The 15329-nt window shown below is 66.7% G+C and carries 16 protein-coding genes and 1 pseudogene; 8 read left to right on the plus strand and 9 right to left on the minus strand.

The genetic code is table 11. From position 1 onward, the window contains the following. The first annotated feature begins 243 nt into the window (after positions 1–243). Positions 244–1920 (plus strand): class II poly(R)-hydroxyalkanoic acid synthase, encoded by a 1677-nt coding sequence (gene phaC, locus JFY56_RS07970; RefSeq protein WP_408004384.1) that lies wholly within the window; start codon positions 244–246, stop codon positions 1918–1920. Positions 1921–2029: 109 nt separating this feature from the next. Here phaC and JFY56_RS07975 read toward each other — a convergent pair whose 3' ends face one another. The 9 genes and pseudogenes from JFY56_RS07975 to JFY56_RS08015 all read right to left on the minus strand — a co-directional run. Next, positions 2030–2803 carry a Crp/Fnr family transcriptional regulator gene (locus JFY56_RS07975; RefSeq protein ID WP_208312995.1) on the minus strand — a complete coding sequence of 258 codons (774 nt, stop codon included), beginning with the start codon at positions 2801–2803 and terminating at the stop codon, positions 2030–2032. A 133-nt stretch (positions 2804–2936) separates the two neighbouring features. Continuing rightward, positions 2937–3773, minus strand: a complete 837-nt coding sequence (gene tauD, locus JFY56_RS07980) for a taurine dioxygenase (protein WP_208312996.1) — start codon at positions 3771–3773, stop codon at positions 2937–2939. 260 nt (positions 3774–4033) lie between these two features. After that, positions 4034–4849 carry an ABC transporter permease subunit gene (locus JFY56_RS07985; RefSeq protein WP_208312997.1) on the minus strand — a complete coding sequence of 272 codons (816 nt, stop codon included), beginning with the start codon at positions 4847–4849 and terminating at the stop codon, positions 4034–4036. Beyond that, on the minus strand, positions 4839–5630 hold the full coding sequence (locus JFY56_RS07990) for a taurine ABC transporter ATP-binding protein (RefSeq protein ID WP_208312998.1): 792 nt from the start codon (positions 5628–5630) through the stop codon (positions 4839–4841). Before JFY56_RS07990 ends, JFY56_RS07985 begins: the two co-directional genes overlap by 11 nt. A gap of 216 nt (positions 5631–5846) precedes the next feature. Beyond that, positions 5847–6857, minus strand: a complete 1011-nt coding sequence (gene tauA / locus JFY56_RS07995) for a taurine ABC transporter substrate-binding protein (RefSeq protein WP_208312999.1) — start codon at positions 6855–6857, stop codon at positions 5847–5849. Between the two features lie 143 nt (positions 6858–7000). Continuing rightward, a complete protein-coding gene (gene yedA, locus JFY56_RS08000) occupies positions 7001–7912 on the minus strand; it encodes a drug/metabolite exporter YedA (protein WP_208313000.1) in 912 nt (303 codons plus the stop codon). Positions 7913–8181: 269 nt separating this feature from the next. Next, positions 8182–9249, minus strand: a complete 1068-nt coding sequence (gene amrS / locus JFY56_RS08005; RefSeq protein WP_208313001.1) for an AmmeMemoRadiSam system radical SAM enzyme — start codon at positions 9247–9249, stop codon at positions 8182–8184. 36 nt (positions 9250–9285) lie between these two features. After that, a complete protein-coding gene (gene amrB / locus JFY56_RS08010) occupies positions 9286–10665 on the minus strand; it encodes an AmmeMemoRadiSam system protein B (RefSeq protein WP_208313002.1) in 1380 nt (459 codons plus the stop codon). A gap of 330 nt (positions 10666–10995) precedes the next feature. Then, positions 10996–11340, minus strand: a pseudogene (locus JFY56_RS08015) (helix-turn-helix transcriptional regulator); the annotation flags it as partial. A gap of 268 nt (positions 11341–11608) precedes the next feature. Here JFY56_RS08015 and JFY56_RS08020 point away from each other — a divergent pair. From JFY56_RS08020 to JFY56_RS08050, 7 genes are all read left to right on the plus strand, one after another. After that, positions 11609–11914 carry a nucleotide pyrophosphohydrolase gene (locus tag JFY56_RS08020; protein ID WP_208313004.1) on the plus strand — a complete coding sequence of 102 codons (306 nt, stop codon included), beginning with the start codon at positions 11609–11611 and terminating at the stop codon, positions 11912–11914. Then, positions 11911–12663: a methyltransferase domain-containing protein gene (locus JFY56_RS08025; RefSeq protein WP_208313005.1), complete on the plus strand. Its 753-nt coding sequence runs from the start codon at positions 11911–11913 to the stop codon at positions 12661–12663. The genes JFY56_RS08020 and JFY56_RS08025 overlap by 4 nt, the downstream gene beginning before the upstream one ends. Positions 12664–12717: 54 nt before the next feature. After that, positions 12718–13317, plus strand: coding sequence for a DUF4136 domain-containing protein (locus JFY56_RS08030; protein WP_208313006.1), 600 nt, complete (start codon positions 12718–12720; stop codon positions 13315–13317). Positions 13318–13439: 122 nt separating this feature from the next. Continuing rightward, positions 13440–14003, plus strand: a complete 564-nt coding sequence (locus tag JFY56_RS08035; protein ID WP_208313007.1) for a DUF4136 domain-containing protein — start codon at positions 13440–13442, stop codon at positions 14001–14003. 12 nt (positions 14004–14015) lie between these two features. After that, positions 14016–14513, plus strand: coding sequence for a GNAT family N-acetyltransferase (locus JFY56_RS08040; protein ID WP_208313008.1), 498 nt, complete (start codon positions 14016–14018; stop codon positions 14511–14513). Further along, the gene (locus tag JFY56_RS08045; RefSeq protein WP_208313009.1) at positions 14497–14871 is read left to right on the plus strand and encodes a DsrE family protein; all 375 of its coding nucleotides are present in this window, start codon (positions 14497–14499) and stop codon (positions 14869–14871) included. Before JFY56_RS08040 ends, JFY56_RS08045 begins: the two co-directional genes overlap by 17 nt. Continuing rightward, complete coding sequence (locus JFY56_RS08050) at positions 14868–15329, plus strand: glycine cleavage system protein H (RefSeq protein ID WP_208313010.1); 462 nt, start codon at positions 14868–14870, stop codon at positions 15327–15329. The genes JFY56_RS08045 and JFY56_RS08050 overlap by 4 nt, the downstream gene beginning before the upstream one ends.

Here is a 15329-nt window from a genome sequence, read left to right on the forward strand (position 1 = left end):
TGAGGCGGCGAGGTTCGGCCCGCCCGACGGAGGCCCGCCGTGCGACTTCCATGTCGTGCGTCAAGCCATATCCCGGCAGACCGCACAAAACACAAATAGTCATCGCGTGACCGGAACTGCCAATTTCGGACAGATTTGATCATTCGTTACGCGCATCATGGCCGGCCGAACAGGCGATACGACCTGAACACCTGCGACCGACGTGCCGATTGACCCCTAAGTGCCATGCGTGGAGCTTTACCCGTGTCCCAGACAGACCAAGAACTCTCTCAGCAAGCATCCGAACACACCCTGAGCCTCAATCCGGTCATCAGCCCACGTCGGCGCGACCTGCTCAGCACTGTGCGCAAGGTGCTCGTGCAAGCCCTGAAACAACCGGTGCACAGCGCCAAGCACGCCACTTCGCTGGGCCTCGAACTGACCAGCATCCTGTTCGGCCGCTCTGAGCTGCAACCGCAGAAAGGCGACAAGCGCTTCAACGACCCGGCCTGGCAGAAAAGCCCGCTGTACCGCCGCTACCTGCAGACCTACCTGGCCTGGAGCAACGAGCTGAACGACTGGCTGAGCACCAGCAATCTCTCCGACGACGACACCAAGCGCGGCCAGTTCGTCGTCAGCCTGGTGACCGACGCCCTGGCGCCGACCAATGGCATCGCCAACCCGGAAGCCCTCCGCCGCTTCTTCGAAACCGGCGGCAAGAGCGCGCTGGACGGCGTATCCAACCTGCTGCAGGACCTGATCAACAACGGCGGCATGCCCAGCCAGGTGAAGAAGAGCGCCTTCGAAGTCGGCGGCAACCTGGCCATCACCGAGGGCGCCGTGGTGTTCCGCAGCGAGGTGCTGGAGCTGATCCAGTACAAGCCGGTGACCGCCCAGGTGCAGCAACGCCCGCTGCTGGTGGTGCCGCCGCAGATCAACAAGTACTACGTGTTCGACCTCTCGCCCGAGAAGAGCATGGCGAAGTTCATCGTCGAGAACGGCGTCCAGACCTTCGTGGTGAGCTGGCGCAATCCCGGCAAGATGCATCGCGAGTGGGGCCTGTCCACCTATGTCGAGGCGCTGAAGGAAGCCGTCGACGTGGTGCTCGCCATCACCGGCAGCGCCGACCTGAACATGATCGGCGCCTGCTCCGGCGGCATCACCATGTCCGCCCTGATGGGCCATTACGCGGCAATCGGCGAACCCAAGGTGAATGCCTTCACCCTGCTGGTCGCGGCGCTGGATACCCATGTCGACAACCAGATGGCGCTGTTCGTCGACGAGAAGACCCTGGAAAACGCCAAGCGCTTCTCCTACCAGGCCGGCATCCTCGAAGGCCGCGACCTGTCGCGGGCGTTCACCTGGATGCGCCCGAACGACCTGATCTGGAGCTACTGGGTCAACAACTACCTGCTCGGCAACGAGCCGCCGGCGTTCGACATCCTCTACTGGAACAACGACACCACCAACCTGCCGGCGGCGCTGCACGGCGAGTTCATCGACCTGTACCAGAACAACCCGCTGACCCGCTCCGGTGCCTTGGAAGTCTGCGGCACGCCGATCGACCTGCAGCAGGTGACCTGCGACTACTACTGCGTCGCCGGCGCCACCGACCACATCACCACCTGGGATGCCTGCTACCGCTCGTCCCACCTGTTCGGCGGCAACGGCCAGTTCATCCTGTCCAACAGCGGGCACATCCAGAGCATCCTCAACCCGCCGGGCAACCCCAAGGCGAGCTTCATGACCAACGCCGAACAGGGCGAGTGCCATGAAGAGTGGCTGGTGGGTGCGAGCAGGAACCCCGGTTCCTGGTGGACGCACTGGCATGCCTGGCTGCAGGAGCGCTCCGGCGAGTTCAAGAAGGCGCCGACCCGCCTCGGCAACAAGGCCCACCCGGCCGCGGAACCGGCGCCGGGCACCTACGTGCACCTGTGCTGATATGAGGAAGGCCGGGACTTGTCCCGGCCTTCCCAGTCAACCCCCTCTCCCCCCGGGAGAGGGCTGGGGTGAGGGTAGCGCCCTGAAGCGACTGTCGCTCCAGCCGCCCTCAGATGAACTGCCGCGCCGAGCCGAAGGGCACGTCGTAGCCGAACTCCCTGAGCGGCCGCTCGCACTCCTCCGCCAGTCGTTCCAGCCGGGGTTTGTCGAGCAGCGTGATGCGCCCGTATTTCTGCTCGATCATCCCATCCGCCTCCCACTGTTTGAGCACCTGGTTGATGCGCTGGCGCGACGCGCCGAGCAACTGCGCCAGGGTTTCCTGCGGCAGATGCAGTGCGATGCTGACGACCCCGTCGGACGTGTTCGAACCGAAGCCCAGGGCGAGGATCAGCAGGCGGCTGGCGAGGCGTTTTTCCAGCGCCTGGGTGCTGGCCGCTTCGTAGATCGACAGCAGGTAGCGCACGCGCCGGCATTGCAGTTCCAGCAGTTGCTGCCTGAAGACCGGATGCCGTTGCTGCAGCTCGACGAAATCCGCAAGCCTGATCTGCAGCAGCACGCTGGGCAGGTGGGCGTAGGAGTCATAGGCGCGCGGCAGTCCGTCGATCATCGCCAGGTCACCGAGCCAACTGCCCGGGTCGTAGAAATGCATCACGCTCTCCTGCCCCTCGCAGGACACGGAGCTCAGGCGAATGGCGCCTTCCAGTACGGCATACCAGCCCTTCGGGTCCTCGCCGCGACGGCACAGGCACTCGTCGGGCATCAGCGTGCGCAGTTGCCCGCGCGCCATGATGTCCTCGCGCAACTCCTCCGGCAGGCCGGCGAACCAGGGGTTGCTCATCAGTACGGCGCGATGCTGTTCAGACAGTTGAAAGATGCTCTTCACACGTCGGTCCCTGGCAGTTCGATCACGAAAACTCCTGCTCTCATCGCACCTTAGCAAAAGTTGACGCGATCGGAACGTAGCCGCTGACCGGGGCGAAAAAACTGTCAGAAAAAGCCGTTCAAGGCGGAGCGTGTCAGAACGGCCTGTCGCCGAGGATGGTTGCCCTGTGCATCACCCGCCGCTGCGGGCGGTAGTCGTCGGTGGCGTAGTGCTGGGTCACGCGGTTGTCCCAAAACGCCACGTCGTTGGCCTGCCAGCGCCAGCGCACGGTGAACTCCGGACGGCTGGCGTGGGCGAACAGCAGATTCAGCAGCGCGCGGCTTTCCGCTGGTTCCAGTTCGTTGATGCGGAGGGTGAAGCCATCGTTGACGAACAGCGCCTTGCGCCCGGTGACCGGATGGGTGCGCACCACCGGGTGCACGCGTGGCGGATGATCGCGGCGCGCCTGCTCCAGCCGCGCGAGGTCGGCGTCGGTGGCGCCGAAGCGTTCCTGCGGGAAGGATTTGCCGATGTCGTGGGTCGCGGTGAGCCCGTCGAGCAGCGTCTGCAACGGCTTCGACAGCGCCTCGAAGGCGGCGATGCCGCTGGCCCAGAGGGTATCGCCGCCATACGCCGGCACCTGCTTGGCGGCCAGCACCGCACCGAGGGCCGGGGTTTCCAGGAAGGTCACGTCGGTGTGCCAGATGGCGTTGTCGCGCATGTCGGTGACCGCCGTGTCGAGCACGATCACCTCGCGCTGTTCCGGCACGCTGGGGTAGATCGGATGGATATGCAGATCGCCAAAGCGCGCGGCGAAGGCCGCCTGTTGCTGAGGTTGCAGCGGCTGGTTGCGGAAGAACAGCACCTGATGCTGCAGCAGGGCCTGTTCGAGGGCGTGCTGCTGTTTCTCGTCGATGGGCTGGCTCAGGTCGATGCCGGAAACCACGGCGCCGAGGGCGGGGCTGAGGGGTTCGATGGTGAGGTTGGTCATTTCGTTTTCTCGTTCTGGATTCGGGTGTAGGCCGTTCCCTCACCCCTGCCCTCTCCCGGAGGGAGAGGGGGTTGAATGGTGCCGGCTGGAATCAATGGCACCCGGCCACGTCATTCCAGTCCCCTCTCCCTCCGGGAGAGGGTTAGGGTGAGGGGCTTCCAATCCCGTAGGTTGGTGCTGAGCTTGCGAAGCCCAACATCTCTCCCCGGCGCTGCTGATCGTTGGGCTTCGCTGCGCTCAGCGCCAACCTACGCATGCCCTCACTCCCACGATGCAAACCTCTTCTGCACCCACCGCAATCCCACCTCGAACGCCAGCGCAATCCCCGCGATCAGCAGAATCCCCAGCACCACCACATCGGTGGCAAGGAACTGTGCGGCGGACTGCACCATGAAGCCGAGGCCGCGATTGGCGGCGATCAGTTCGGCGGCGACCAGGGTTGACCAGCCGACGCCGAGGGCGATACGCAGGCCGGTCAGGACTTCCGGCAGCGCGCTGGGCAGCACCACGTGGCGCACCACCTGCCAGCGGTTGGCGCCGAGGCAGCGCACCGCCTGGATGCGCGACTTGTCCACACGGCGCACGCCGGCGGCAGTGGCGATCAGCAGCGGGGCGAACAGCGCCAGATAGATCAGCAGCACCTTGGACAGCTCGCCGATGCCGAACCAGATGACGATCAGCGGCAGGTAGGCCAGTGGCGGAATCGGCCGGTAGAACTCCACCAGCGGATCGAACGCCGCGCCAACCAGCGGATTCAGGCCCATCAGCACGCCCAGCGGAATCGCCGTCAGCACCGCCGCGCCCAGCGCCAGCAGCACGCGCAGCAGGCTGGTGCCGATGTGCTGCCACAGGCTGGCGTCGACGTAGCCTTCGGCGCGCAGGCGCTGCAGGGCCTCGAAGAGTTGTTCGGGAGCCGGCAGGAACAGGGTGTCGACCCAGCCCAGGTGAGTTGCCAGCCACCACAGGACGAGCAGGCCGACCAGCGAGCCCGCGGCGGCCCAGCGCTGGTCGATGCCGGTGGGACGCGGTTTGCGAACGGCCGGCGGGAGTTTTGCGGCGAGCGCTTCAGTGGGCATTTTCGGCCTCCGGTTCTTCAAGGAACTCGTCAAGCAGCTCCTGGCGCAAACGAGCGAATTCAGGATCGGCCTTGATCGAGCGCACCGGCTCGCCGGCCGCATAACGCCGCGCGAAGTCCAGCGACAGGCGGCGGACGATGCGCGCCGGCGGGCCGTCCATCACCAGCAGGTCGGTGGCGAGGAACAGCGCCTCGTCGACGCTGTGGGTAATCAGGAACAACCCCTTGCCGGTCTTGCGCCAGAGGTCGAGGGTGAGCACCTGCATGCGCTCGCGGGTCAGCGCATCGAGGGCGCCGAAGGGTTCGTCGAGCAGGAGGAAATCCGGCTCCACCGCCAGCGCGCGGGCCAGCCCGAGACGCTGGCGCTGACCGCCGGAAAGCTGGGAAATGCGGTAGTCGGTGTGCTCCTGCAGACCAACCAGTTCCAGCACTTCACGCGCCCGCGCCTCGCGTTCGGCCTTGCCCAGGCCGCGAATGCGCAGGCCGAGGGCGACGTTCTCCAGCGCGCTCAGCCACGGCATCAGGGCGTCGTCCTGGAACACCACACCGCGCTCGCCACCGGGGCCTTCGAGGGTGCGGCCATCGATCTGCACGCGGCCGCTGTCCGGCGCCTGGAACCCGGCCAGCACATTGAGCAGGCTGGACTTGCCGCAGCCGGACGGCCCAAGCACCACCAGCGACTCGCCCTTGGCCAGGCTCAGGTTCAGGTCGCGCAGCACCTGGCGGGTGCGGCCATGCTGCTGGAATGAGAGGCTGACCCCCTCGGCCGTCAAACGGCTCATGATTCTGCCCTCCGCAGGGTGAGAAGAAACTCGGGAAATCGCTCCAATGGGCCGGGGCGGGCGTAGGGTGGATCACGCTCCATCGATCCACCATGGCCGCGCAGGCGGCCGCGCAATGGTGGATGGAAGAGCGCCATCCACCCTACGGTCTTACCGGCAACGCCGTGCCAGTCCCCTCTCCCTCCGGGAGAGGGTTAGGGTGAGGGGAAACCGAACTCAGCGTTGCCCCACCTGCACCGACTCCGCCTGCCGCACATACTCCGCGCTGACATACGGCGAGTAATCGCCGAGAACGGTGGGCACACGCTTCTGCTCCTTGAGGAACGCCGCAGTGCCGGCGATATCCTTCGCCGTGCCGCCGCCGAGCAGCGCGCTGGAAAGCTGTTCCTTCGTTTCGGGGAAGGCCGAGCCGGCGAGCAGTTCAGGCACATCCTTCGGATCGGCGCCGGTCAGCCGGGCGATCTTCTTCACCTGTTCGGAATCGGCGGTCCACTCGGCCTTGTGCGCGTTGTAGTCGGCGAAGGAATCCAGGCTGACCTTGGCGAACTTGGCGATGACTTCCGGGTGCTTCTCGGCGAAGTCCTTGCGCGCTACCCAGACTTCGAAGGTCGGCGCGCCCCACTGGCCGACTTCCGCCGCATCGGTCAGGACCTTGCCACTCTTCTTGATTTCGCCGAGGGCCGGCGACCAGACGAAGGCGCCGTCGATGTCGCCGCGACGCCAGGCGGCGGCGATCTCGCTGGGGTTGAGGTTGACGATCTTCACCTTGGCTGGATCGATTTTCCAATGCTTCAGCGCGCCCAGCAGGCTGTAGTGCGAGGTGGACACGAAGGGCGTGGCGATGGTCTTGCCGACCAGGTCCTCTGGCTTGTCGATCTTGCTGCCGTTGCGCACCACCAGAGCCTCGGCGGCGTTGATCTGCGCGGAGACGATGAAGGCGACGATCGGCAGTCCGCGCGAAGTGGCGGCGGCCAGCGGGCTGGAGCCGATATTGCCGAGCTGCACGTCGCCGGAGGCGATGGCCGCGATCACTTCCGGACCGCTGTTGAAACGGCGCCAGTCGAGTTTTTCGCCGATGGCCTTTTCATAGGTGCCGTCGGCCTGGGGAACCTTGGTCGGGTCGATGCCGGTCTGGTAGCCGAGGGTGATGTCGGCCTGGGCGACACCGGCGATACCGGCGAGGGTCAGCGCGGCCAGCAGCCGGCGCGGGGAGAAGGTGCGTTTCATGCTGTACTCCTTTGGGGGCTGGGCCGCCTGCGGGAGCAAGGACGGACCACTGGACAAAATGCTGGAGAGAAATGTCCGGTGGTCCGGTAAAGCGAAGATTACAGGTATAAAAAACTTAAAATAAATAATTTTTAGGAATTAATTTATGTGCTTTGCGGTTCCGCTTCGGCCACCTTCCCGCCTCGCCACTGCGGCAGGCCGATCAACACCACCGCGCCGATGATCACCGCCATCGCCGCCGCTTCCGCCATGCCGACGTGCTCGCCGGCAAACACCACCCCGAGCAACACCGCCACCGCCGGGTTGACGTAGGCATAGCTGGTGGCCGCCGCCGGGCGCACGTGGTCGAGCAGGTACATGTAGGCGCTGAAGGCGATGATCGAGCCGAACACCACCAGATAGGCCAGCGCGCCCCAGCCGGCGGCGGTCGGCAGTTCGGTCATGCGCTCGCCGCTGGACAGGCTGCCGAGCAGCAGCGCGGCGCCGCCGACCAGCATTTCCACCGCACTGGCCATCGGCCCGGCCGGCAGCGGCAGGCGCCGGCTCCACACCGACCCGAAGGCCCAGGCGGCGGCAGCGAAGAGGATCAACGCCGCCCCCGCCGGACTGCCCTGCAGGTTGGAGCCGAGGTTGAGCAGGACGATGCCGACCAGCCCGAGGCCGATCCCCGCCCATTCCAGCAGGGTGTTGCGCTGGCCGAAGAGCATGCCGAACAGCAGGGTGAACAGCGGCACCGTGGCAATCGCCAGCGCCGCGACGCCGGAGGCCACGCCCCAGTGCTCGGCGACGGTGACGCCGCCATTGCCGCAGCTGAGCAGGAGAATGCCGATGATCCCGCCGCACACCCACTCGCGCGCGGTGGGCAGGGGCGCGCCGCGCCAGAGCATCCAGCCGAACATGATCGCCCCGGCGATCAGGAAGCGGCAGCCGGCCATCAGCATCGGCGGCCAGGACTCGACGCCGATGCGGATCACCAGGTAGGTCGAGCCCCAGATGAAATAGAGGGCGAAGAAGGAGGCGATCAGCGTCAGCGAGACGCGCGCGGGGGAAGACATGGGACGGACTCGGCAGGAAAGCGGGACCGATCATTCTAGGAGCCGTCTGCGGCGAGGGTTAGGCACAGTCAGGGTGCAAGGGAGCGGAACACTTTGCCTTGAGGCGATCACAAATCGTAGGGCGGGTGAAACCCGCCACAGGACGCGCTCATACATATATGGCGGGTTGCACCCGCCCTACGGCGGCGATCAGCCATGTCAGCCGGCGGCTCTGTGCTTGCCGGTGAGTCCGGATCGCCAGCAAGCTGGCTCCTACAGAAAGCACCAACCTACGACGCCAGCCTTACCGGAATGCGCCGATTGCCGAAATGCCCGGCGCTGCGGGCGAAGTGGCCGACCAATGGAGTGCCGCAATCCGGGCAGCAGCCATCCTCGGTCAGCCGGTAGTCGAGAATCGCGTAGTAGTCGCGGACGATCAGCGGCGCACTGCAATGCGTGCAGTAGGTGGTCGCCCCTTCCAGGTCGCGCACGTTGCCCACGTACACATGCCGCAGTCCTTCGGCGAGGGCGATGCTCCGTGCGCGCAGCAGCGTCTGGTGCGGCGTGTGCCGGCGGTCGGTGAGCTTGAAGTCCGGGTGGAAGGCGGTGAAGTGCAGCGGCACTTCCGGCGACAGCTCCCGCGCCACCCAGCGCGACAACGCGGTGATCTCAGCGTCGCTGTCGTTGGCCTCGGGGATCAGCAGGGTGGTGATCTCCAGCCAGGTGTCGGTGTCGTGGTAGATGAAGCCCAGCGTGTCGAGCACCGGCGCCAGGTGCGCGCCGCAGTACTTCGTGTAGAACTCCTCGGTGAAGCCCTTGAGGTCGACGTTGGCCGCATCCATCGCCGCGTAGAACTCCTCGCGGGCGCACTGGCCGATGTAGCCGGCGGTGACCGCCACGCTGTGCACGCCGACCCGCCGGCATTCGGCGGCGATGTCGATGGCGTACTCGGCGAAGATCACCGGGTCGTTGTAGGTGAAGGCGACGCTGGCCGCGCCGGTCTCGATGGCCGCGCGGGCGATGGTGGCCGGCTCGGCGGAATCCATCAGGCGGTCCATGTCGCGCGACTTGGAGATATCCCAGTTCTGGCAGAACTTGCACGCCAGGTTGCAACCGGCGGTGCCGAACGACAGCACGCTGGAGCCCGGCAGGTAGTGGTTGAGCGGTTTCTTTTCGATGGGGTCGATGCAGAAGCCGGAACTGCGTCCGTAAGTCGTCAGGACGATCTGCCCGCCCTCGCGCTGACGCACGAAGCAGGCGCCACGCTGTTCGTCATGCAGCTTGCACTCGCGCGGACAGAGATCGCACTGGATGCGGCCATCCTCCAATGCATGCCACCAACGGCCGGGATAGCTCATGTCGCACCTCTCACCGCCCGGGCGCGGGCGGCTCACCTACGGGCTGTCACCTGTTTCATGATGCTCCCAAACGCGGTAGCGGCCCAGCCGCATATCGTCCGGCCACACGTCCAGACCAGCCTTGCTCAGCAGGTGCAGGAGGAAGTCGTGGGGGTTGGGCAGTTGCCGCCAGACCTGCGGCAGGAAGGTCGAGCGGCAGCCGCCGCCCTCCAGCACCACGCCATCGACGCCGGCCTCGATCAGCGCCAGCGCGCTGTCCAGGTCGGGACAGGCGTGGAACTGCACCGGGCTGAGCACCGACACGTCCAGCGTGATGTCCGCCCACTCCACCAGGCTCAGCGGCGGGAAGCGCGGGTCCTGGGACGCCGCTGCCCGGGCGTTGGCGCGCACGGTATGGCGCAGCGGGTGTTCCGGCTGCAACTGGCCGATGCAGCCGCGCAGCTCGCCGTCGATGCGCAGGGTCACGAAGCAGGCGCCGGGCTCGTCCAGCAGCGGGTGCTCCAGTGGCTCGTCCCGGCACGGCAGGCCGAGGAATTCATCGATGGAGTCGCGCGCCTGGCTGAGCAGCGCGCGGCCCAGCGCCTGGCTGTCGAAATCCACCTGCTCCGGCTCGCCGGGCGCGGCTTCGATAAAGCTGAAAGAGGCATAGCCGACCACCCGCGAGTGGTCGCCGGCGGTGTCGCCGGAGTTGCGCAGGTCGAGCAGGTGCGGGGTCAACTGGCGGCGGCGCGCGCTGAGCAGCAGCGCATTGATGCCGGTGGCGCCACAGGCCTGCTCGTGATCGAGATCGGCGTGCAGGCGCAGGACATGCTCGGCGCTGTCCGCGTCGGTCAGCCTGGCGTGGCGGTAATCCAGATAGTGCGACAGGTCGGAACTGACCACGATCAGCGTCTCCACCCCGCCCCAGAGGACGTCCAGCAACCGGGAAACCAGCGCCGGCTCGACCATGCCGAGGGTCAGCGGGACGATGCGGAAATCCTCCAGCACCGTCTGCAGGAACGGCAGTTGCACCTCCAGCGCATGCTCGGCGCTGTGGGCGCGATCATCGACCAGCACGCTGGGCATCTGCGCCAGCGTGGCGACAGCCTCGACGTCCACCTGCACCCTGCCGAGCGGCGTGTCGAAGGCCTCGGCAGCCGGCAACGCCACACCCTGGAAGGCCACGCGATGACTGGGCCCGAGCAGCACGACACGCCGCACCACCTGGCGCAGCGGCGCGAGCTGCGCATAGCCATGCGCGGCGATCGGCCCGGAATAGATGTAGCCGGCATGGGGCACGATCAGTGCCTTCGGCGGCACACCCGCGGGAACGGCGGCGCGCTCCAGCATCTCGTGCAGTTGCGCGGAGAGCTGATGGGGATCGGAGGGATAGAAAAGTCCGGCGACAGCGGCCGGGCGGATGCTCTGTACAGACATGGTCGGCGCCCGGGGAAAGGTGATCCATCCAGTATAGGAAGCATGCCGGTACGGGACCGATGCGGGGCAGACCGCTGACAAACGGCAGAGGTTTTTCGCGGGCATGGCTTAAATCTGTAGGGCGGGTGCAACCCGCCATTGGCGCCGCATTGTGGCGGGTTTCACCCGCCCTACCTCGTGCTCCGTCCACCAACACAAAAAAAGGCGGCACCGCGTGCACGGCGCCGCCCGAAGTCACGGAGTTGCTTACATCGCGAGGCGGCCGCAAGCCGCCTCGGGTATTGGATTGCCGATTCGCGGTGGTGGTCACACATTGGCCACCGCCATTGGTCAGCGCGGGCCGGCGCCAAGCTGAACCAGAGGCCTGCCGCGCTTCCTGAACGCCACCGGCGTCTCCCCCACCCAGCGCTTGAACGCCCGGTAGAAGGTGCTCGGCTCGGAGAAGCCAGTACGCTCGACGATCGCCTGGATGCTTTCGTCGGTCTGCAGCAGCAGTTCCTTGGCCAGTTGCGCGCGGTAGTCGGCGAGCAGTTCATTGAAGCGCACGCCGGCCGCCTCCAGCCGGTCGCGCAGGCGTCGCACCGGCATGCCGAGGCGCGCGGCGACGCGTTCGAGCGTGACATCGCCATCCAGCAGCAGCTCGGCGATCAGCCGCCGCACTTCCCGCACCAGCTCCGGCGAATCGGACTGCGTGGCTGCGTCCTCGCCGGCAATTCTCCCCCGGGCGCCGTGCGCAGAAAGCGCCGGCGTTACAGCATCGATCGGATTGCACATGGCGTTTTTTTCTTGTTATCCATGAGGTCACTAATCTTAGGCATCTATCCGAACTCCGCTCAAGAAACTATCCCTGTGAAAGTAGGAATCGTCTGCAGGCTGGCGCACTTCCGCCCTTGATGCCCGCCCCTCGAAGGCCGAAGCTATGCGGCAGCACAGGAGCCCATCGATGAACCTCAGCGAACTCACCGCCCGCCTGCACGCGATCCGCGATCACAACGACTGGAAGCGTTTCCACAGCCCGAAGAACCTGGCGATGGCCGCCAGCGTGGAAATGGCCGAGCTGGTGGAAATCTTCCAATGGCTGGGCGAGGACGAATCGCGCCGGCTGCCGCCCGACCAGTTGGACCACGCCGGCCAGGAGGTCGGCGATATCGTCCTTTATCTGCTGCTGCTCTGCTCCGAGCTGGGCATCGACATGGAGCAGGTGGTCCGCGCCAAGCTGACCGACAGCGAACGGCGGTTCCGCACATGAGCGACAGGCATTTCGACGAACTGGCGACACGCTTCGCCGAGAAGATCTACGGCGGCGCCAAGGGCGCGATCCGCCTCGCCGTGCTCCAGGCCGACCTCGCCGAAGCGCTGCCGGAACGGCCGCTGCGGGTGCTGGATGTCGGCGCCGGTCTCGGCCACATGTCCCTCTGGCTGGCCGGGCGCGGCCATCAGGTGACCCTCGCCGAGCCCGCCGCACCGATGCTCGAAGGCGCCCGCCAGCGCTTCGCCGAGGCCGGCCATGACGCCACCTTCATCCAGGCGCCGTGGCAGGAACTGCTCGGCCAGCTCGACGAGCCCTACGACCTGGTGCTCTGCCACGCCGTGCTGGAATGGCTGGCCGAACCCAAGGCGATCCTGCCGGTGCTGCGCCAGCTCACTCGCCGCGACGGCTGGCTGTCGCTGGCCTTCTACAACCGCGATGCGCTGATCTACCGCAACCTGCTGAAGGGGCATTTCCGTAAGCTGCGCAAGCACCGTTTCGCCGGCGAAGGGCAGAGCCTGACGCCGCAGCAGCCGCTCGATCCGCGCGATCTGGAAGCGGCCATGGCCGACACCTGGCGCATCGAGGAACGCAGCGGCGTGCGGGTGTTCCACGACTACATGCCGGTGGAATTCCAGAACAAGGCCGAGCCGCTGGACCTGATCGAGATGGAGCTGGAATACCGCCGCCATCCGGCCTTCGCCAATCTCGGCCGCTATCTGCACTGGCTGTGCCGGCCGCGGGATTAGGCGCAGAATCATCGAAAGTCGCACGTCGCACCCGGCGGCGTGCGGGAGCCTGCCATGCCGCGTCAGTCGATCCTGCTTCCGCTTTTCCTCGCCCTGGCCGCCTGCCAGGCTGGCAACCCCTACACCGCGCAATCGCTGCCGTACCCGCCCGCGCCGGCAGCCGCCGCCAATCCGGCACTCGATCCCGGCAGCTACCCGGCAGCGCCGCTGGACTATGGCCAGTACCGCTCGTGGAACTGGAGCGGCACGGCTGACGTCGCCGGCACCTACGGCACGCCGCTGCAGGACGCCGTCAGCCAGCAGCTCGACCAGCTCGGCCTGCGCCCGGCGCGCCCCGGCAACGCGCCCGACCTGCAAGTCAGCGCAGAGGCGCACAACGAGCAGCGCACCCGCCAGGTCACCGACTACTACAGCGCCTCCTACGGCTACTACGGCTGGCACGACCCGTGGTACGGCTACGGCGCCGCGATCCCGGTCACCCGCACCTACAACGTGGTGGTCGGGGTGCTGCGCATCGACCTGCTGGACGCACGCAACGGCCAGCGGGTATGGAGCGGCAGCGCGGAATTCGACGCCAGCGGCAGCCAGCGCGAGCAGGGCGCGGCGCTGCGCGAAGCGGCCCGGCAGGCCCTCGCCGGCTACCCGCCATACTGAGCGGCGACTGTCCATATTTCCGGACAGGAACCTGCATGCCAGAGCCGTCCGCTTGATAAGAATCACTTGCGCTGCCGGGGACTCTGCGCTTCGATGGTATCTCTGTCCTGAGGATCGCGATCATGCTCCGCCGCTTGTTGGTTCTAGGTCTGATTCTTGGCCTGGTCGGCTGCGAAACCATCAGCCTCGACCGTGACTACGACAGAAGCCGCGACTTCGCCGCGTACCGTACCTGGGCCTGGGCGCAACCCGCCTTCGAGTACCGTCCGGACGATCCACGGATCAAGAGCGACATCACCGAGCAACGCATCCGCGAGGCGGTCGCCGACCAGCTCGACCAGCGCGGCCTGCGTCCGGCGCAATCCGGCTCCGCCGCAGACCTCAAGGCCCGCGCCTACCTGATCGTCGACCAGCGCCAGCAGCAGTACACCAGCAACTACGGCGGCTGGGGCTACTGGGGCGGTTGCTGCGGCGGCTACTGGGGCGCCCCGTACGTCGAGTCGCGCACCGTCTACTACAAGGTCGCCACCATCCAGGTCGACCTGCTCGACGGCAAGGACGGCAAGCTCGTCTGGCGCGGCAGCGGTGAAAAGACCGTCTACAACGACGCACCGACCCCGACCGAACGCGAATCGGCCATCCGCGAAGCCGTGCAGAAGGTGCTCGCCCAATACCCGCCACACTGACAGGGAACGCCTGTGGATAACCCCCATATCGCCCATCGCCCCGCCGAGGCCGGCGACCTCGCCGAGGTGATCGGCTTCCCCCAGGACCGCGACGAACTCTACTACGCCTACCCGAAGGCACGCTGGCCACTGACGCTGGACCAGCTCGCCGCCGCCGTGGCCGAACGCCGGGAAAGCACCGTCGCCCTGCTCGACGGGCGCGTCGCCGGCTTCGCCAACTTCTACCAGTGGCAGCCCGGCGAATACTGCGCCCTCGGCAACATGCTGGTCGCTCCCTGGGCGCGCCAGCACGGCGTGGCCCGCCACCTCATCGAGGCGATGGAACGCATCGCCGCGCAGCGCTACGCGGCGCCGCGCATGAAAGTCTCCTGCTTCTGCACCAACAGCGCCGGATTGTTGCTCTACACTCGGCTGGGATATCGCCCGTGCGGCATCGTCGAGCGCAGCGACCCGCAGGGCCGGCGGATCGCCCTGGTGCAACTGGAGAAGCCACTTGAGCCAAGCAGTTGAAAAGCGCGTCCTGATCATCGTCAACAGCGGACCGAGCACCCCGGCCCGCTGCGCCGCGCCCTTCTACACCGCCACCCTGCTCGCCTGCATGGACGCCGAGGTGACCGTGTTCCTCAGCGGCGAAGGCATGCTCCTGGCCCAGCGCGAGGTTGTGGAAAACCTCTATGCCGCGGATGGCGGCGAGCCGATCAGCCACTTCATCCAGCAGGCCAAGGAAGCCGGCGTGCGCCTGCTGATGTGCCGCGCCCCGGGCATCGCCATCGACGAACGCACGCTGATCACCGAACTCGACGAAATCGCCAGCGGCGGCGAACTGGCGCGGATGATCCTCGAATTCGACCGGGTGCTGACACTGTGAAAATCGGCCGCCTGGAATTCCCGGAAACGCTGCTCTACGCCCCCGACTACAACCTCTGGCTGCGCCCGGAAAGCGACCGCAGCCTGACCATCGGCCTCACCGCCTATGGCTGCGCGCTGTACGGGCAGATATTCGCCTTCACCCCCAAGCGCGACGGCTGGCATATCGACAAGGATCGCGGCTTCGGCGTGGTGGAATTCGCCAAGGCCGCCTCCGCAGCCCGCAGCCCGCTGGCCGGCGAACTGCTGGTGAGCAACGACGCCGTGGTGCGCCGCCCCGGCCTGATCAACCAGGACTGCTACGGCGAAGGCTGGATGATCCGCCTGAAGCCGGACGACTGGCAGGCCGCGCGCAGCGAACTCCTCACCGGCCAGGCCGCGCTGGACGCCTTCGCCGAACGCATGCGCCTCGACGCCTTCGACCCGGACGACGACGGCGTCCAGGCCCTGCGCCACTGA

It is taken from the genome of Pseudomonas schmalbachii, from assembly GCF_017589465.1.
Classification (GTDB): domain Bacteria; phylum Pseudomonadota; class Gammaproteobacteria; order Pseudomonadales; family Pseudomonadaceae; genus Pseudomonas; species Pseudomonas schmalbachii.